Source organism: Nakamurella sp., from assembly GCF_048594475.1.
Classification (GTDB): domain Bacteria; phylum Actinomycetota; class Actinomycetes; order Mycobacteriales; family Nakamurellaceae; genus Nakamurella.
On record NZ_JBMDXT010000273.1, the window covers coordinates 1 to 18,099 of the forward strand.

Below are 18,099 nucleotides of genomic sequence, written 5' to 3' on the forward strand. Positions count from 1 at the left end.
CGACCGGGCCGCCGAAGTCCGCGACGCCGTTCGCAGGAGGGATGAGCCGTGCCCCCGAGGCCAGCCGACCCCATCGCCGATCCGTCCCCGCCCGCCGGCCCGGGCATCGCGGCCGTCATCGTGCTGGCCGCCGGCCAGGGCCCGCGGATGAAGTCGAACCGGCCCAAGGTCCTGCACGAGCTGGCCGGCCGCCCGCTCATCTGGCACGCGTTGACCAGCGCGGCCGCGCTCCGGCCGGCCACCCTGGTCGCCGTCCTGGGTCACGGCCGCGAGGAGGTGGGCGGCTTCCTCGCCGCCGCCCCCGACCTGCCGACGGTGACCACGGCCGTTCAGGACGAGCAGAAGGGCACCGGCCACGCCTGCGCCTGCGCCCTTGAGGTCACCGGCGAGCTGACCGGGACCGTGGTCGTCACCTACGGCGACGTCCCGCTGCTGCGCCCGGCCACCCTGCAGCGGCTGGCCGACACCCACGTCGCCGGCGGCAACGCGGTGACCGTGCTGACCGCGAGCGTGCCCGACCCCACCGGGTACGGACGGATCATCCGGGACGACGCCGGCGACCTGGTCGCGATCGTCGAGCACAAGGACGCCGACGAGGCGCAGCGGGCCGTCACCGAGATCAACTCCGGCGTGTACGCCTTCGACGGCGCCGTGCTGACCGATGCGCTCGGCCGGCTCTCCGACGCCAACGCCGCCGGCGAGCGCTACCTGACCGACGTGGTCGGCATCGCCCGGGGCGACGGCCGCCGGATCGGCAGCGTGCTGGCCGACGACGCCGTCGAGACCGAGGGCGTCAACGACCGGGTCCAGCTGGCCGAGATGGCCCGGGTGCTCAACGCCCGGCTGGTCCGCCGGGCCCAGCTGGCCGGGGTCACCGTGCACGACCCGGCCACCACCTGGATCCATGCCGACGTGGTCATCGGCCAGGACTCCGAGATCCTCCCCGGCACCCAGCTCACCGCCGGCACCGCGATCGGGGCCGGCTGCTCGGTCGGCCCGGACACCACGCTGAGCGCCTGCACCGTGGGCGACGGCGCCTCGATCGTCCGCTCGCACGCCGATGGCGCGACGATCGGCGCGCGGGCCACCGTCGGCCCCTTCACCTTCCTGCGCCCGGGCGCCGTGCTGGCGGAGGGCGCCAAGGCCGGCGCGTTCGTGGAGATCAAGAAGTCGGTCGTCGGACCGGGCTCCAAGGTGCCTCACCTGTCCTACATCGGCGACACCACGATCGGGGCCGGCGTCAACATCGGTGCCGGCACCATCACCGCCAACTACGACGGCGACCACAAGTACCCGACCGTCATCGGCGACCAGGTGTTCGTCGGCAGCGACTCGACCCTGGTCGCCCCGGTGACCCTGCGCGACGGCGCCTACGTCGCCGCCGGATCGACCGTCACCGACGACCTCGGTCCCGGCGACCTCGGCGTGGCCAGGGGCCGGCAGCACGTGGCCCCCGGCTGGGTGCTGCGCAAGCGGGCCGGCAGCCGGGCCGCCGCCGCCGCCCAGGCCGCGATCGCCGCGGAACCGGTCGATCTGCCCACCCGGAACGAGCCATGACCCACCGCATCAGCCCACCGGCCCAAGGAGATTGACCGGCGTGAACTCTCTGTCGATCACCACCCGCAAGAGCCTGATGCTCTTCTCCGGGCGCGCCTACCCCGACCTGGCCGACGAGGTCGGCAAGTACCTGGACGTCAACGTCACCCCGCAGTCGGCCTACGACTTCGCCAACGGCGAGATCTTCGTCCGGTTCGAGGAGTCGGTCCGCGGCTCCGACGCCTTCCTGATCCAGTCCTGCGGCGTCCCCATCAACACCTGGGTGATGGAGACGCTGATCATGATCGACGCGCTCAAGCGGGCGTCGGCCAAGCGGATCACCGTCGTGCTGCCGTTCTACCCGTACGCCCGGCAGGACAAGAAGCACCGCGGCCGGGAACCGATCTCGGCCCGGCTGATCGCGGACCTGCTGCGCACGGCCGGTGCCCAGCGGCTGATGACCGTCGACCTGCACACCGACCAGATCCAGGGCTTCTTCGACGGGCCGGTCGACCACCTGTTCGCCCAGCCGCTGCTGACCGGCTACATCGGTGCCCGGTACATCGACGACAACCTGACCGTCGTCTCCCCCGACTCCGGCCGTGTGCGCACCGCCGAGCGCTGGGCCGACCGCCTGGGCGGTGCGCCGATCGCCTTCATCCACAAGACCCGGGACCCCAGCCGGCCGAACCAGGTCGTGGCCAACCGGGTCGTCGGCGACGTCGCCGACCGCACCTGCATCGTGGTCGACGACATGATCGACACCGGCGGCACGATCTCCAAGGCGGTCAAGCAGGTCCTGGAGGCCGGGGCGAAGAAGGTCATCGTCGCCGCGACGCACGGGGTGCTCTCCGATCCGGCGGCCGAGCGGCTGGCCAATTCCGGCGCGGTCGAGGTCGTGCTGACCAACACGCTCGACATCCCGCCGGCGCACCAGTTCGAGCAGCTGACCGTGCTGTCCATCGCCCCGTTGATCGCCAAGGCGATCCACGAGGTCTTCGAGGACGGCTCCGTCACCTCCCTGTTCGACAGCTGACCGGACCGGGCGCCGGTGACCCGGCTCAGGGCCGGGTCACCAGCAGGTCGTCGAATGTGGTCTCGACCGGAGCGGTGGCCGCGCTGGACAGGTAGGAGACCAGCCTGACCGACCCGGCCGCCTGCAGCGCGGCCGTGCCATCGGTCGCCGTCACCGCCCAGGCCGCCGGCTCGGTCGCCCCGGCGGGCCACATCCGGGCCGCGAACTCGGTGCCCCCGGCGACCGGGGTCAACCGCACGGCCAGCCGGAACGGCGCCCCGGCGGTGACCGTCAGGGCCGGGCTGACCGAGGCCAGCCGGGTCTCGACCCCGCCGACCCGCCGGACCAGGGTGAGGGTCGGCCGGCCGTCGCCGGCGACGGTCACCGCCACCCGGTAGTCCGACGAGGACGTGACCGACCGGCCGACCACCGAGGTGTAGAGCTTGCCGGCGGCCGCCGTCCGGCTCCAGCTGACGGTCACCCTCGTCTCGGCGGCGACGGCCCAGACCCCGGTGAGCGCCGCCTCCGCGGTGGAACCGACCACCGACAGCGACTGCCGGGCCGACCCGCCGGACACCGAGTAGCGCCCCACCGTTCCGGTCACGGTCCAGGTCCCGCCGGCGTCGGCCGGACCCCAGCCGTTGACCACGCTCCGGGTGAAGGCGTCGCGGGCCAGCTCGGTCACCGGGGGCGGGGCGCTGACGGTGACCGTCGCCGTCGCCGTCGCGGTCGCCCAGTCGTCGTCGGTCACGGGCAGGGTCACGGGGTAGGTGCCGTCGGCGGCGTAGGTCCGCTCGGCGGTGACGCCGTCGGCCGACCCGCCGTCGCCGAACGACCAGCGCCAGCCGGTCACCGAGCCGTCGGGATCGGTCGAGCCGGAACCGTCCAGGCGGACGGTCCGTCCGGACACGACCGGTGTCGCGATCCGGGCGGTCGGTGCGCGGTTGGCCGGCGGCTCGATGCCGCCCGGCCGCACCACGGTGAACCGGTCCACCTGCAGGCTCTGCGCCGCCGTCGCCGTCCCCGACACGTAGGCGTCCAGGCCGACCCCGCCGGCCGGCTGGAGCGCCGCGGTGGCGTCGGTCGCGGTGAGCATCCAGCCGGCCGGCTCGGCCCCGGCCGCAAGCCAGGCCGACGCCCGCAGGGTCGTCGGCGCCGTCCCCGACTGCTGGAACCGCACCCGCAGGGTGCTGCCGGCGGGCACGCTGCCGGGCAGCGTCAGCGCGGCCAGGGCGGTGTCGGTGCCGGCGGCGTTCCGGGTGATGGCCAGGACGGTCGATCCGCCGGCCCGGAACGTCAGCTTGGCCCGGTAGCTCTGCGAGCCGGCATCCCGCCCGAGCAGCGAGACGTACGTCCCCGAGCCGCTGGGCGCGGTGCCGATCCGCAGGTCGGCCTCGACGGTGCCGTCGGTCAGCAGGACGTCGGTGGGCTTGGCCGTCCGGGTGGTGCCCGGCGGCACCGTGAGCGTGCCCCGCTCACCGTCCACGGCCGACGCGGCCGGCACCGAGGTCGCCCACCGCTGACCGGTGTCGGCGCTGCCCCAGCCGCCCGTCACGGACCGCCGGAACTCGTCGCGCAGGACCTCGGTCCGCGGCGGGGTGCGCAGCGTCCAGGTGTCCGAGACGGTGCTCGAGGTGCCGTCGTCGACGACCGCCCGCCACTCGTAGGCCGTGTCGTCGGCCAGGCCCGGCCAGCTCGTCGCCGCGATCCCGCCGGAGGCGACCTGGACGGTGCCGATCGGGACGAACGGCGCCGGCGTGCCGGTGGCGAACGGGAACGGCAGGCTGAAGGCGGAGTCCGCATCGGTCTCGAACCGGCCGAGCCGCGGCGAGTAGGTGCTGGCCGTCATGGTGCCGGCGGCCGGGTCGAACGTGTAGTACCGCAACCAGCCGTCACCCCCGTTGGGCCGGCTCTGGTAATCGGTCAGGATCCCGTGCACGGGCTGGCCGCAGGTGTTGGTGTCGGTGCGCCGGGCCTCTCCCAGGTCACCGGAGTGCTCGTGACCGGAGAGCACCAGCTTGATCTGGCAATGCGTCGAGACGAAGGAACTCCACAGCGCGGCCGGCGCCGTGCCGCCCGTCCGCTGGGCGATGGTGCGCAGCCCGCCGGTGATGGACACATAGCTGTGGGTGGTCAGGATGACCGTCCGGTCCGGATGGTGGTCGAGCACCCGATCGGCCCAGTCGAGGACGTCCGGCGGGGCCTCCCACTCCAGGTTCAGCATCAGGAAGTCGGTGCCACCGGCGGAGAACAGCGCGTAGTTGTCCATGTTGCGGCGGTCCACCGGATCGGGACCGAACTGGTTCTGGCCCAGGTAGCCGCCGTAGGTCGCGGTCGAGGGAGTCCAGGCCGCGCCCGCGTACCGCGAGACGGGGAAGTACGTGTCGTACAGGCCGACCGCCCCGGTCGCGTTGTCGAAATCGTGGTTGCCCGGGATGACGCTGGTCGGGACGCCGGCGTCGTCGAGCGGCTTGAGGCCGGTGGAGACGTTGACCCACTGGGCGACGTTGTCGTAGTTGCTCACCAGGTCGCCGATCTGGGCGACGAACGCGGTGTTCAGGGCGGCCCGGTTGGCCACGATCCATTGCGCCTGTTGCGTGATGATGCCCTGCCGGTTCGAATAGGTGTAGTTCTGCGTGTCCGGCAGCACGACGAGCGAGAACGCCCCGCCGCCCCCGCCCGGCACGGTCGCCCCCGCCGGCCGCCCCTCGAACCGGACCGACAGCGATCCGCCGTCCGGGTCGGACGCCGCGACCTGCAGCGTCGGGTTGGTCGACCCGGTGGTCCCGCCGTCGACCGGCCCGACGAGCGTCGCCCGGACCGGCGGCTCCGCCGCGCGGGCGGGGCCGGCGATGCCCGTCGAGAGGGCCAGCACGAGCAGGCCGACGAGCGCCCCCGCCCACCGCCGCCGCAGTCCGGACCGTCGCTCGCCGTGATCCGCCATCGGGGCCACCCCACCCTCGTGTCACCCTGCACCCGGTGGTGAGTATGACATCGGTCACCATCGGTGAGGGTGGCCGTGACGGGCGGCCGGCACGAACGGGCGTGATCGCCTCAGCGACTCGCGGCCGGCAGCGGCTGGTCGGTGGCCAGCGCGTCCAGGTAGCCGCTCATCCCCGGGCCGGCCAGCTGCCCGTCGGTGTCGGTGTCGTTGACCGTCGGCAGCGTGTACCGGTTGACCTGCGCGTCGCTGCCCTTGAGGGCGACGGCGAGGTCGACCAGGTCCTGCACGGTGACGTTGTCGGTCCGGGCCCGGCTCAGGATCGTCTGCACCGTGCTGGTCAACCGGGCCGGATCGGCGAGCAGGTTCTTGTCCGTGGCCTGGGTGAGCATGGCCGTGAGCAACTGCTGCTGCCGGGCGATGCGGCCCAGGTCGCCGCTCGGGTCGCCGGCGACGCGGCGGGCCCGCACCAGGGCCAGGGCCTGATCACCGTTGACCACCCGGGTCCCCGCGGCGTCGATGATCGTCTTGCCGTTGTCGACGACCGGACCCGGGAACGTCATGGTCACCCCGCCCATGGCGTCGACGATGGCCTTGAAGCCCTGGAAGTCGAAGATGATGACCCGGTCGATCCGGGCGCCGGTCAGGGCCTGGACCGCCCGCACGGTGCACTGGGGGCCGCCGACGGCGTAGGCATTGGTGATCTTCCACTGCGCGTAGTGGTTGTCGAAGTCCCGGTCGGACAGGGAGTTCGTCGCGTAGTCCCACGCCTTGCAGGTCGGAGCCGGGATCAGCAGGTCCCGGGGGATGGAGACGAGGTCGACCCGCTGCCGGTCGGCCGAGACGTGCGCGATCATGATCACGTCGGACTGCGAGGTGCCCTCGCCCGGCTTCACCTTCTCCGGCGGCCGGGTGTCCAGGCCGAGGATGAGGATGTTCTCCGCCGGTCCGGTGCCGGCCACGGTGGAGCCGCCGGACCCGTCGGCGTCGACCGTGCCGTCCCCGGCGCCCGTGGCCGCCGCCCCGTTCACGCGGATGTTCGGGTCGTCGGGCACCAGCGCGGTCACCGCATTGGCCTGCACCTGCTCGTCGGCGCGGTTCAACAGCACCCAGCCGGTCCCCCCGGCGACCAGGATCACGACGGTCAGCACGATGGCTACGCCACGTAGCGCTCGCACGCCGACACGCCGCGCAGTCTGGCCTTCTGGCTCGATTGGTTCACCCACGATCCCACCTTACGTAGTCGTTGCGCCCAACGGGCCACTCGTTCGGGGCTTCTCTGCGCCCGAATGGGGAATGAGGCACCGACCACCAACCGGTCGCCCGGGTCGCCGACCGGCCCACCCGGCGAGCACGGCGAGGGCGACGACCGGCGATGGCCGGCGATGGCCGGCGGCGGCAGGCGGGGGCAGGCCCGGGGCACCGGAGGGGCCCGCTGTCGAACCTGGCCACATTGACCGAATAACTTCCCGTCGATAGGCTGATGTGAGAGAAATTCTTGAGCAAGGAGGCGATATTTGTGAGCGAGTTTCCGACTGTCCTGGTGATGCCGGACGGCGCCGGGGACGAGGCGCGGGAGATGGCGACGCGGGCCCGCGCGGCCGTCGCCGCTCACGGATATCGGCCGACCGACGATCCGGCCCGGGCCGACGTCGTGGTCCGCACGGAGGGTGACCTGATCCGGATCGGCCGGGGTCCGGCCGGGCCCGTCGCCGTCGATCGCACCCCCACCGGAGCCCCGGTGGCCGCCGCACCGGACGCCGACGGTCCCGGGCGCGGCATCGACCTGCTCGCCCGGGTGACGCCCGGTGAGCTGACGGCCACGGGCACGCTGCCCCCGCCCGCCGACGGCTGGGCTCCGCTGCGGTCGGCCGGCCGCCCGGTGGTGACGGCCACCGACGACGGGGTGCATCGGGAGGTCGTCCTGGCCGTCCGTCCCGACGCCGGCCGCTCCTTCGACGAGCTGCTGTTCAACGCCGTCGCCTTCGCCGCCGGGGGCACGCCGGCCGAGCCGGACGCGCAGGCCTCGCGGCTCGTCGGGCATCCGGCCTGGGTCCGGCTCAAGCGGGCGGTCGCCGATCTCCAGGCCGTCCAGGCGGCCGACGGCTCGGTGCCCGACCCGCAGGCGCACCCGGCCGCCCGGACCGCCGTGCGGACGCTGACCGACGCCGTCACCGAGCTGGCGCCGCTGTTCCCGCACGACACCGACTACCTGGCCGCCCTGGTCAAGGACCTCACCCGGTGGACCGACGGCGGCTTCGCCGAACCCGACTTCCTGGACTCCCTGGTCGCCTTCCATCCCGAGCGCACGCGCACGGACGGGCGCGAGCACCTGGTCGTCTTCCCGATGTACACCCAGAACGGCAGCGCCGACCGGCACATCGAAGCCGTCCTGGTGCAGGTGATCTGGCCCGACTTCGTGGCGGACCTGGAGGCCGGGGACTATTCCAACAAGCTGTTCGTGCCGATCCGGTTCCTGGACTTCACCGCCGGGTACGACACCAACTCGGCCGTGCTGTTCCCGGAAACCGTTGCCATGCGGGAGATTCCGAAGTTCACCTGGGGTGCGATCTTCGCCGACCGGGAAGCGGCCCGATTCCGCCGGGTGGTGGCGGCCGCCGCGGAGATCACCGGGCTGGCCCTGCCGCCGGACGCGGCCCGGCTGCTGGACGACCCGCGGCTGCCGGAGGAGACCTTCGTCATGTGGGACCTGATCCACGACCGCACGCACATGCACGGCGACCTGCCGTTCGACCCGTTCATGATCAAGCAGCGGATGCCGTACTTCCTGTACTCGCTGGAGGAGCTGCGCTGCGACCTGACCGCCTTCCGCGAAGCGGTGAAGCTGGAGGGGCCGGACGTCCCGCATGCCCGGTTGGTGCAGTACGCGATCCTGTTCGACCGGATCTTCCGCTTCCCGATCACCGGCAGCCGGGTGCGCAACTACGACGGCCTGGGTGGCCAGTTGCTCTTCGCCTGGCTGCACCGGCACGGCGTCCTGCACTGGACCGATAACCGGCTGTCCGTCGACTGGACCCGGGTGGCCGAGTCGGTGCTCGAGCTCGGCCGCCGGATCGAGGACCTGTACTGGCGCTCGATCGACCGTCCGAAGGTCAACCACTGGCTTGCCGCCTACGCCCTGGTCTCCGAAACCCTCGAGCCGCACGCCGCTTCCGTGTGGGCCCGGGGGGTCGGCGCCCTCCCCGTCGACGGCCCGCCGAAGGGGCTGACCGACGCCGTGCTCCCCGACGAGTTCCCGCTGTCGATGTTCTACGAGGCGCTCTCGCGCAAGCTCGCTCCGGTGATCGCCTCGACCAAGGGCATCACCGGGTGAGGTGCGCGGCGCCCGGCCGCCCGAGCACCGGCCATAGGATGCCGGCATGAGCGAAGGCAGCCTGGACGGCCGGGTGGTCGTGGTGACCGGGGCGGCCGGACCGTCCGGAACCGCCGCGTGCGCGGCGCTGCGGGCGGCCGGGGCGACCGTCGTCGGGGTCGGCCACTCCCCCGCGCGCCTGGCCGACCTGGCCCGGAGCCTGCCCGGGCTCGTCGTCGAGACCGCCGATCTCGCCGACGCCGCCGCCGTCGACGCGCTGGCCACCCGGGTCCGCGAGCGTCACGGGCGGGTGGACGGGCTGATCCACCTCGTCGGCGGGTGGCGCGGCGGCGATTCGTTCACCGCCAATTCCGAGGCGGACTGGCGGTTTCTCTCGGCCGGCCTGATCGACACCCTGCGCCACACCACCCTGGCCTTCCACGACGACCTGGTCCGCGCCCCGGCCGGCCGTGTCGCCGTCGTCAGCGCCCGGGCCGCGGCCAAACCGTCGGCCGGTTCGGCCAACTACGCAGCGGCCAAGGCGGCCGCGGAGGCCTGGATCCTCGCCCTGGCCGACTCGTTCCGGCGGGCCGCCGCCGGGTCCGGGCCCGGCGCCCCGGACGGGCCCGCCGCGGTCATCTTCGTGATCAAGGCCCTGGTCACCGCGCAGATGCGGACCGACCGACCCGACCGGTCGTTCCCCGGCTTCACCGACGTCGCCGATCTGGCCGACCGGATCGTCGAGCTCTGGGCCGCCGACGCGGCCGAACTCAACGGCGCCCGGATCACCCTGGACATCTGAAATCTCTCTCGAAAGTCGTTGACCTGTGGATACTCTGCACGACACGGCGAAGCGCGGCTTCGCCTCCGACAACTATGCCGGGGCCCACCCCGAGGTGCTGGCCGCCATCGCCGCCGCGAACGGCGGCCACCAGATCTCCTACGGCGAGGACGTCTACACGGCGCGGCTGCGGGACATCCTGGCCGGCCACCTGGGCGACGGCATCGAGGTCTTCCCGGTTTTCAACGGGACCGGCGCGAACGTCCTTTCCCTGCAGGCCGTCTCCCCACGCTGGGGCGCCGTCGTGTGCAGCGAGAACGCGCACATCCATTGTGACGAGAACGGCGCGCCGGAGCGGGTGGGCGGGCTCAAGCTGCTCACCGTGCCGACGCCGGACGGCAAGCTCACCCCGGAGCTGATCGACCGGCAGGCCTACGGCTGGGGCGACGAGCACCGCGCCCAGCCGATGGCCGTCTCCATCACCCAGACCACCGAGATGGGCACCTGCTACACGCCGGCGCAGATCCGGGCGATCGCCGACCACGTGCACGAACGGAACATGGTGCTGCACGTCGACGGCTCCCGGATCGCCAACGCCGCTGCCACTCTCGACCTGCCGCTGCGCTCGTTCCTGACCGACGCCGGCGTCGACATCCTCTCCTTCGGGGGCACCAAGAACGGCCTGCTGTTCGGCGAGGTCGTGGTCGCGCTGCGGCCCGAGGTCGCTCCCGGCCTGATCTACCTGCGCAAGATGAACATGCAGCTCGCGTCGAAGATGCGGTTCGTCTCGGCGCAGCTGATCGCGCTGCTCGAGGACGATCTGTGGCTGCGTTCGGCCCGGCACGCGAACGCGATGGCCGCCCGGCTCGAGGCGGCGGTGCGGGACCTGCCCGGCGTCCGCGTCACGCAGGCCGTCCAGGCCAACGCCGTCTTCGCGATCCTCGACCGGACCGTGGCGAACCGCCTCCGCGAACGCTTCCGCTTCTACGACTGGGATCCGGCGACCGGCGAGGTGCGCTGGATGTGCGCCTTCGACACCACGCCGGACGACGTCGACGCGTTCGCCGCGGCCCTGGCCGAGGAACTGACCCGCTGATCGCGGCGGGCGACGCGGTCACGCGGTGATCGCGTCGGTCCGGACGGGCCGCCCCGTCCGGACCGACGCGGCGGGGGGCAGGGCGATATGCACGGCGGCCCGGGCGGCGGCCCCGGTGTCCGGCACGGGCCCGCCGGACCGCACCGCGTCGACGAACGCGGCCAGTTCGGCGACGTAGGCGCCGGCGAACAGCTCCTGGTCGCTGCGCGCCGTCTCGACGGTGCGGCCGGCCGGCCCGGACAGCACCATCCCGGAGCGCCGGCCGTCGCCCATGGTGGCCATGCCACCCGCGCCGAGCACCTCACCGCGCACGTCGTAGCCGTAGACCGCCTCGAAGCAGGCCTCGGCCGTGCCGATCGCCCCGTTGTCGAAACGGACGACCACGACGGCCGTGTCGAGCAGGCCCCGATCGCGCCAGGCCGGTTCGACCAGGGCCGCGGCCGTGGCGGACACCTCGACGGCGACCGCGCCCGGATTGAGGAAGCGCAGCGCGTCGAAGTCGTGGATCAGCGTCTCGAGGAAGATGCCGTCCGGCGGCACCAGGGCCGGGTCGAACCCGCCCGGATCGCGGGTCACCGAGCGCAGCAGGCGGGGCACCCCCAGGGTTCCGTCGTCCAGCCGCCGGCGGGCGGCGGCCCAGTCCGGGGCGAACCGGCGGTTGAACCCGACCTGCAACGGGACGCCGGCGGCGGCCGCCGCGCCGATCGCCCGGTCGGCGTCGGCCAGGGTCAGTGCCATCGGCTTCTCGCAGAAGACGGCCTTGCCGGCCCCGGCGGCGGCCACCACCAGATCGGCGTGCCGGCGGGCGGGGGCGGCGACGACGACGGCGTCGATCGCCGGGTCGGCCCGCGCGGCGGCGGGATCGGTGTGCCAGCCGGCCGCCTCGATCTCGTCGGCCAGCCGGGCGGCCCGGTCACCCTCCGGGTCGACCACGACGGCCGGGGTCGCGCCGCGCAGCCCGGCCAGCGTGCGTCCGTGGGCCGACCCCATCCGCCCGGCCCCGAGCAGCGCGACCCGCACCGGTTCGTGCCCTGTCCGGTTCATCGGACCTCCTCGCCGGGGTCGCCCGCCCGGGCCGACTGTACGCAGGACGGCCGGCCGCGGGTCCCGGCCCGGCCGGCTCAGGACGGCGCCGCCCCGGGGCCGGGCTCAGGAGGTCGCCGGGCCGTTGCCGGAGACGTACCCGGCCCCCTCCAGCGGCACCCCGTCGCCGGTCCGGGCCAGCACGTCGGGATCGCCGAACCCGATCGGCAGCGACTCGGTGTACCAGTCGGCAGGCGTCGTCCGTTCGACCTGGAAGTGCAGGTGCGGCCGGCAGCCGGTGAGCCCGGTCCGGCCGGACCGGCCCAGCAGCTCACCGCGGGCCACCGTCCCGCCGCTCCTGGCCTTCGCCTCGACGGCCGGATCCACCGCACTCAGGTGCAGGTAGAGCGCCGAGGTGCCGTCGCCGTGGTCGATGCGGACGAGGTTGGCCTGATTGCCGATGGTCGGGTCGATCGTGTAGCCGCGCGGTCGATCGGTCACCGGCGACGGGCCACCGCAGTGATCGGCGCCCCAGCTGCCGACCACCAGACCGACCGTGCCGGCCCGGGCGGCCAGCACCGGGGTGCCCTCGGGCAGGTCGAAATCCCACGCGTGCCAGGAGTCCTCGTCCTGATGGGAGCCGCACCCGGAGGTGCACGCGCCCAGCCCGTCGACGACGTGCTGACCCTGCAACACCGTCGCGCGTTCCCCACCGGGCCAGGGCAGCCGGTAGCCGGGGTCCGGGCCCGCCGGTGCGGCCGCGCAGGCCGGCAGCAGCCCGGCCAGCAGCACGCCGGCCAGTCCCACCGCGGCGGCCCGCGCCGGCCGCCGCGCCGGGCGCCTCACCGGCATCCGCCCATCGGGGCCGTCCTCAGCTCGGCGGGTCGGCCAGCTCGTGCGCGAGTTCGGCCAGCTCCTGGCCGCCGGCCATCTCGGCCGTCAGCTCGTCCAGCGTGATCTGCGCCCGGTGCCGGTCCAGCACCCGCCGGCCGCGCTTGAGGATGACGAAGTGGTTGCCCACCAGGAAGGCGTGGTGCGGGTTGTGCGTGATGAACACGACGCCCAGGCCCGCATCCCGCGCGGCCGCGATGTACTTCAGCACCACGCCGGACTGCTTGACCCCCAGGGCAGCGGTCGGCTCGTCCAGGATCAGCACGCGCGCGCCGAAGTAGACCGCCCGGGCGATCGCCACGCACTGCCGTTGGCCGCCGGACAGGGTGCCGATCGGCTGATCGAGGTCGGCGACGACGATGCCCATCTTGCGCAGCTCGGCGTCCGCGATCTGCCGCATCTGCCGGATCCGCAGGGGTGCGAGCGGGAAGGAGCCGGCGCGCAATTCCGAGCCGAGGAAGAAGTTCCGCCAGACCTCCATCAACCCGACAACGGCGAGATCCTGATAGACCGTGGCGATCCCGTGGTCGAGGGCCTCCCGGGGCGAGCCGAACCGCACGTCCCGGCCGTCGACCTGCAGGGTGCCCTCGGTGTGCGGATGCAGCCCCGCCATGATCTTGATGAGAGTGGATTTGCCCGCACCGTTGTCGCCCAGCACGCAGGTCACCTCGCCGGCGTCGACGCGCAGATCGATGCCGGACAGGGCCCGGATCGCCCCGTACGACATCCCGACGCCGGTCATCCGGATGAGCGGCTCGCCCCGGTGCAGGGTCGGATCGGCGTGCTCGGACAGCGTGTCGGTCATCGCCTCAGGCCTTCCGCGTCGTCGCGAGCTTCTTCACCGACAGGTTCACCGCGACGGCCAGCAGCAGCATGACCCCGAGGAACGCCTTGAACCAGTTGGGGTCCCAGCCGGCGTAGACGATCCCCTGCTGGGTCATGCCGAAGATGAAGGCGCCGAGCGCCGTCCCGACGGCCGAGCCGACCCCGCCGGTGAGCAGGGTGCCACCCACCACCGCGGCGATGATGAACAGGAACTCCTGCCCGACGCCGCCGCCGGCCTGGATGGTGTTGTACTGGAACAGCTGGTGCATGCCCGAGAACCAGGCCAGGAAGCCCACCGTCATGAACAGGCCGATCTTGACCCGGGCGACCGGGACGCCGACGGCCCGGGCGCTGGCGGCGTTCCCGCCGACCGCGTAGATCCAGTTGCCCATGCGGGTGCGGCCGAGCACCCAGGCGCAGACGGCGACGAACAGCAACCACCACACGACGGTGATCTGCACGGTCACGCCGAACACCGAGAACGTCGAGGCGAAGATCGCCTTGAGGCTCGGAAAGCCCTCCATGTCGTCGATCCCGGGTGTGGCGACGGCCCCGGTGACCAGTTTCGTGACGCCCAGGTTGGCCCCCTGGAGGATGAAGAACGTGCCCAGCGTGATCAGGAAGCTGGGGATTCCGGTGCGCACGACCAGGAATCCGTTGAGCCAGCCGACGAAGAAGGAGAAGAGCAGCGCCAGGATCGTGCCGACCCAGACGTTGAGGTTGAAGTTGTAACTGAGCATGGTCGCGGTCAGCGCGTAGGTGACCACCTGCACACCGGCCGACAGGTCGAACTCGCCGCCGATCATCAGCATGCCGACGCCGGCCGCCACGATGCCGATGAGCGAGCTGGCGTACAGGATCGTGGACAGGGCCTCGGCCGACCGGAACGCCGGCGCGACGGCGAAGAAGAACAGGTAGATCACCACGGCGGCGACCAGGGCGCCGACCTCGGGCCGGGCCAGCAACCGGGCCGACAACGGCGATCCGGGGCGGCCCTCCGGCGGCGGGCCGGCCGGCTCGGGCGCCCGGACGACCCCGATCGGGTCGCTCATCGGATCTCTCCCCGGTGCGGGGCGGGCGGCGTCATCGGGTGTTGTTCGCGGCGAACTCCGCGATCGCGTCGATGTTCGTCCGGTCGACGAAGGACGGGCCGGTCAGCACCGGGAGCCCGCCGCCGATGTCGTTGCGGTTGGTCAGGTAGAGCCAGAGCGAGTCGACGGCGAGGTAGCCCTGCAGGAACGGCTGCTGGTCGATGGCGAACAGGATCGACCCGTCCTTGATCCGCGCGGCGACCTCGGCGTTCAGGTCGAAGGTGACGACCTGGGCGGCGCTGGCGGACTGCTGCACCGACTGCAGCGCGGCCTGGGCGATCGGCGCGCCCAGCGTCACGACGTAGTCGATCGACGGGTCCTGCTGGAGCTTGGCGGCGATCGTCGCGGTCACGGTGGGTATGTCCTTGCCGTCGACCTGGAGGTTCTCGGTGCCGGGGGCCTTGGCCAGCACGCCCTTGCAGCGCGCCTCCAGCGAGACCGACCCCTGCTCCTGGATCACACACAGCGGATGCCGGGCGCCGGCCGCGGCGATCCGCTCGCCGACCGCGTTGCCGGCCACGTTCTCGTCCGAGCCGAAATACATCATCGCGCCGACGTCCTTGTACTGGTCGATCCCCGCGTTGAACGCGACCACCGGGATACCCGCACCGACGGCGGCGCCGACCGGGGCCTTCATCGCCGCCGGCTGCACGAGGGTCACCGCGAGCCCGTCGACCTTGCTGTCCACCGCGTTCTGCACCAGGGTGGCCTGCCCGGCCGCGGTCGGGTCGGCCGAGTACCGCAACTCGATGTTGTCCTTGGCCGCGGCGGTCTCCGCCCCCTTGCGGACCTTGTCCCAGAACGAGTCGCCCGGCGCCTCGTGGGTGACCATCGCGACCGTGTACCGCGGGGTGTCGGCCACCGCACCGCCGCCGGCCGCGGACGTCATGGTTTCCTTCTGCTTCCCGCCGGTGGCGCTGCACGCGGTCAGGGCCAGCACGCCGGCCGTCGCGGCGGCGATCAGTGCGAGCGCCCTCCGGCGGATCGTCATCGACTCGGGTCCTTTCCTGGTGGGACGCGGCGTCCCGACGGTGCGGCGGTCACGGCCGGGCCGGGCCCGCGCGGGTCGGCCGGCCCGGCCCGCGCACCGATCATCCCCCGCCCGGCGCGCCCGGGACGACGTGTACGCCGAACCGTGCCGTCCGCGGCCGGGGCCGGCGGGCCGGCCGGCGTCACCCCGGGCCGATGGAGGCGGACAGAAGCCACCCCGTCCGTCACCCGGTGCGCGGCGGCCGGCCAGGCCCGGCCGCGAGCGGCCGCCAGGTGCTATCTCGTCACATGATATGACATACAGTCATATTCGAGACGAACCGCGGTCGACGACCGGAGCCGAGGAGGGGCCGATGCCAACGCTGACCGTCGACCTCGACCGGTCCAGTCCGGTTCCGCTGTACTACCAGGTGGCCCAGCAGATCGAGCAGGCGATCAACGAGGGCCGGCTGGCGCCGGGCGACCGGCTCGACAACGAGATCAGCCTGGCCGAGCAGTTCGGGCTGTCCCGCCCGACCATGCGGCGGGCGATCCAGGAGCTGGTCGACAAGGGCCTGCTGGTCCGCAAGCGCGGTGTCGGAACCCAGGTGGTGCACGGCCAGGTCAGCCGGCCGGTCGAGTTGACCAGCCTGTTCGACGACCTGAGCGCGCACCACCGGACGCCGCACACCGAGATCCTGGGCAACGAGGTGGCCCGGGCGAGCGACGAGGTCGCGGCGATGCTCGCGGTGCCGCCGGGCAGCCGGGTGCTGCACCTGCGCCGCCTCCGGTTCGCCCACGACGCGCCGCTGGCGGTCATGGAGAACTGGTTGCCGGAGGATCTGATCCCGCTGGGCGAGATGGACCTGGCCGGACGCGGGCTCTACCAGTTGATGCGGTCCAAGGGCGTGAACATCCGGGTGGCCAAGCAGCGGATCGGCGCGCGGGCCGGCACCCCCGAGGAGTGCCTGCTGCTCGGCGAGAAGCGCGGCAGCCCCGTGCTCACCATGGAACGTGCCGCCCACGACGATTCCGGGCGCGCCGTCGAGTGGGGCCGGCACGCCTACCGGGCCAGCCAGTACTCGTTCGAGGTCACCCTGGTCGAGCACTGACCCGCCCGCGGCCGGCCCGTCCGGCCGCGCGGCCCGCGACAAGACGACGAGGCGCCCGGCGGCGGGCGCGAGATGGAGGAGCGGCGTGACGACGACGGCAAGCCAGGCGCCCGAGCGGCCGATGCTGATCGGTGGCGACTGGGTCGCGGGCGTGGACGGGGTGTGGACCGACGTGGTCAGTCCCGGCCGCCGCGGCACCGTGCTGGCCCGGGTGCCGGAGGGCTCGGCCGAGGACGCCGACCGCGCCGTCCGGGCGGCTCGGACCGCGTTCCCGGCCTGGCGGGCCCTGCACTTCAAGGACCGGCAGAAGATCCTGGTGCAGATCGCCGACGCCCTGGAGGCCCGGGCCGAGGAGCTCGCGCTGCTCACCGCGGCCGACACCGGCAACGCCCTGCGCACCCAGGCCCGGCCGGAGGCCCAGACCCTGGTGAACCTGTTCCGCTACTTCGGCGGGGTGGCCGGCGAGTTCAAGGGCACCGTGCTGCCGGCCGGCGACGACCAGCTGCAGTACACCCGCCGCGAGCCGCTCGGCGTCGTCGCCGGGATCCTGCCGTGGAACTCGCCCCTGATGATCGCCGGCATGAAGACCCCGGCCGCGCTGGCCGCCGGCAACACCCTGGTCCTCAAGACCGCCGAGGACGCCCCGCTGACCATCCTGCTGATGGCACAGATCTGCTCCGAGTTCCTCCCGCCGGGCGTCCTGAACGTCATCACCGGCCGGGGCTCGGTCGTCGGCGAGGCCCTGCTGGTGCATCCGGACGTGGACAAGGTCTCGTTCACCGGCTCCACCGGCATCGGCCGGCACGTCGCCCAGACCGCCGGGAAGCGGCTGGCCCACGTCTCGCTCGAACTCGGCGGCAAGAGCCCGAACATCGTCTTCCCGGACGCCGCGACACCCGAATCGATCGATGCGACCGCGGCCGGGGTGTTGACCGCGATGCGGTTCACCCGGCAGGGCCAGTCGTGCACCGCCGGCTCCCGGCTGTTCGTGCACGCCGACGTCTACGACGACTTCCTCGCCGCACTGGTGGCGAAGGTCTCCGCGCTCACGGTCGGCGACCCGCTGGACGAGGCCACCGACATGGGCTCGATCATCAACGCCAAGCAGTACGAATCGGTGCTCGGCTACATCGAGAACGGCAAAGCCCAACCGGGTGTCGACGTCGCGCTCGACGGCACCACCATGGAGTTCCCCGGGCTCGACGGCTTCTACACCGGACCGACCATCCTCGGCTCCGTGGCCAACGACTGGCGGATCGCCCAGGAGGAGATCTTCGGGCCCGTCCTGGTCGCCATCCCGTGGCGGGACCGGGACGAGGTCATCCGGATGGCCAACGACTCGCACTACGGCCTGGGCGCCTACATCTGGTCGAACAACCTGACCGACGCGCTGGACACCGCGCACCGGATCGAATCCGGCTGGGTGCAGGTCAACCAGGGCGGCGCGCAGATGATCGGCCAGTCCTACGGCGGGTACAAGGCCAGCGGCATCGGCCGCGAGTTCTC

14 protein-coding genes are annotated in these 18,099 nt (G+C 72.9%); 7 read left to right on the forward strand and 7 right to left on the reverse strand.

Annotation, left to right across the window (positions count from 1 at the left end; translation table 11 throughout):
• Positions 1-48 precede the first annotated feature (48 nt).
• Positions 49-1,557 (forward strand): bifunctional UDP-N-acetylglucosamine diphosphorylase/glucosamine-1-phosphate N-acetyltransferase GlmU, encoded by a 1,509-nt coding sequence (gene glmU / locus ACOJUF_RS12720; RefSeq protein WP_420122214.1) that lies wholly within the window; start codon positions 49-51, stop codon positions 1,555-1,557.
• A 40-nt stretch (positions 1,558-1,597) separates the two neighbouring features.
• Positions 1,598-2,572: a ribose-phosphate diphosphokinase gene (locus ACOJUF_RS12725; RefSeq protein WP_420122215.1), complete on the forward strand. Its 975-nt coding sequence runs from the start codon at positions 1,598-1,600 to the stop codon at positions 2,570-2,572.
• Positions 2,573-2,597: 25 nt separating this feature from the next.
• Here the strand turns inward: ACOJUF_RS12725 and ACOJUF_RS12730 are convergent, their stop codons facing one another.
• Both ACOJUF_RS12730 and ACOJUF_RS12735 read right to left on the reverse strand, forming a co-directional pair.
• Complete coding sequence (locus tag ACOJUF_RS12730; RefSeq protein WP_420122216.1) at positions 2,598-5,495, reverse strand: PKD domain-containing protein; 2,898 nt, start codon at positions 5,493-5,495, stop codon at positions 2,598-2,600.
• 110 nt (positions 5,496-5,605) lie between these two features.
• Positions 5,606-6,643, reverse strand: a complete 1,038-nt coding sequence (locus tag ACOJUF_RS12735; RefSeq protein WP_420122217.1) for an LCP family protein — start codon at positions 6,641-6,643, stop codon at positions 5,606-5,608.
• Positions 6,644-7,458: 815 nt separating this feature from the next.
• Between ACOJUF_RS12735 and ACOJUF_RS12740 the strand changes: the two genes are divergently transcribed.
• Genes ACOJUF_RS12740 through ACOJUF_RS12750 form a run of 3 tightly spaced genes read left to right on the forward strand, consistent with a single transcriptional unit; the run spans position 7,459 to position 10,682 of the window.
• Positions 7,459-8,826, forward strand: a complete 1,368-nt coding sequence (locus ACOJUF_RS12740) for a DUF6421 family protein (RefSeq protein ID WP_420122226.1) — start codon at positions 7,459-7,461, stop codon at positions 8,824-8,826.
• Positions 8,827-8,872: 46 nt separating this feature from the next.
• Positions 8,873-9,607, forward strand: a complete 735-nt coding sequence (locus ACOJUF_RS12745; RefSeq protein WP_420122218.1) for an SDR family NAD(P)-dependent oxidoreductase — start codon at positions 8,873-8,875, stop codon at positions 9,605-9,607.
• 25 nt (positions 9,608-9,632) lie between these two features.
• Entirely contained in the window at positions 9,633-10,682 is a 1,050-nt protein-coding gene (locus tag ACOJUF_RS12750) for a threonine aldolase family protein (protein ID WP_420122219.1), read from the forward strand.
• An 18-nt stretch (positions 10,683-10,700) separates the two neighbouring features.
• Here ACOJUF_RS12750 and ACOJUF_RS12755 read toward each other — a convergent pair whose 3' ends face one another.
• The 5 genes from ACOJUF_RS12755 to ACOJUF_RS12775 form a co-directional block, all read right to left on the reverse strand.
• Complete coding sequence (locus ACOJUF_RS12755; RefSeq protein WP_420122220.1) at positions 10,701-11,726, reverse strand: Gfo/Idh/MocA family oxidoreductase; 1,026 nt, start codon at positions 11,724-11,726, stop codon at positions 10,701-10,703.
• Positions 11,727-11,831: 105 nt separating this feature from the next.
• A complete protein-coding gene (locus tag ACOJUF_RS12760) occupies positions 11,832-12,557 on the reverse strand; it encodes a M23 family metallopeptidase (RefSeq protein WP_420122221.1) in 726 nt (241 codons plus the stop codon).
• Positions 12,558-12,576: 19 nt separating this feature from the next.
• A complete protein-coding gene (locus ACOJUF_RS12765; protein ID WP_420122222.1) occupies positions 12,577-13,401 on the reverse strand; it encodes an ATP-binding cassette domain-containing protein in 825 nt (274 codons plus the stop codon).
• Between the two features lie 4 nt (positions 13,402-13,405).
• Complete coding sequence (locus tag ACOJUF_RS12770; protein WP_420122223.1) at positions 13,406-14,473, reverse strand: ABC transporter permease; 1,068 nt, start codon at positions 14,471-14,473, stop codon at positions 13,406-13,408.
• Positions 14,474-14,504: 31 nt separating this feature from the next.
• Positions 14,505-15,503: a substrate-binding domain-containing protein gene (locus tag ACOJUF_RS12775; protein WP_420122224.1), complete on the reverse strand. Its 999-nt coding sequence runs from the start codon at positions 15,501-15,503 to the stop codon at positions 14,505-14,507.
• A gap of 352 nt (positions 15,504-15,855) precedes the next feature.
• On the opposite strand from ACOJUF_RS12775, the gene ACOJUF_RS12780 reads away from it, so the two are divergent.
• Together ACOJUF_RS12780 and ACOJUF_RS12785 are read left to right on the forward strand one after the other, a co-directional pair.
• A complete protein-coding gene (locus ACOJUF_RS12780; RefSeq protein WP_420122225.1) occupies positions 15,856-16,593 on the forward strand; it encodes a GntR family transcriptional regulator in 738 nt (245 codons plus the stop codon).
• A gap of 121 nt (positions 16,594-16,714) precedes the next feature.
• Positions 16,715-18,099, forward strand: a 1,385-nt coding sequence (locus ACOJUF_RS12785; protein WP_420122227.1) for an aldehyde dehydrogenase family protein, incomplete at its 3' end; no start/stop codon positions are given.

What these genes read in the sequence shown, in the direction of transcription:
- ACOJUF_RS12745 (WP_420122218.1), top strand. Translation starts at nt 8,873, where the DNA reads ATGAGCGAAGGCAGCCTGGACGGCCGGGTGGTCGTGGTGACCGGGGCG.
- ACOJUF_RS12770 (WP_420122223.1), bottom strand. Translation starts at nt 14,473, where the DNA reads ATGAGCGACCCGATCGGGGTCGTCCGGGCGCCCGAGCCGGCCGGCCCG.
- ACOJUF_RS12760 (WP_420122221.1), bottom strand. Translation starts at nt 12,557, where the DNA reads ATGCCGGTGAGGCGCCCGGCGCGGCGGCCGGCGCGGGCCGCCGCGGTG.
- ACOJUF_RS12765 (WP_420122222.1), bottom strand. Translation starts at nt 13,401, where the DNA reads ATGACCGACACGCTGTCCGAGCACGCCGATCCGACCCTGCACCGGGGC.
- ACOJUF_RS12775 (WP_420122224.1), bottom strand. Translation starts at nt 15,503, where the DNA reads ATGACGATCCGCCGGAGGGCGCTCGCACTGATCGCCGCCGCGACGGCC.
- ACOJUF_RS12730 (WP_420122216.1), bottom strand. Translation starts at nt 5,495, where the DNA reads ATGGCGGATCACGGCGAGCGACGGTCCGGACTGCGGCGGCGGTGGGCG.
- ACOJUF_RS12780 (WP_420122225.1), top strand. Translation starts at nt 15,856, where the DNA reads ATGCCAACGCTGACCGTCGACCTCGACCGGTCCAGTCCGGTTCCGCTG.
- ACOJUF_RS12755 (WP_420122220.1), bottom strand. Translation starts at nt 11,726, where the DNA reads ATGAACCGGACAGGGCACGAACCGGTGCGGGTCGCGCTGCTCGGGGCC.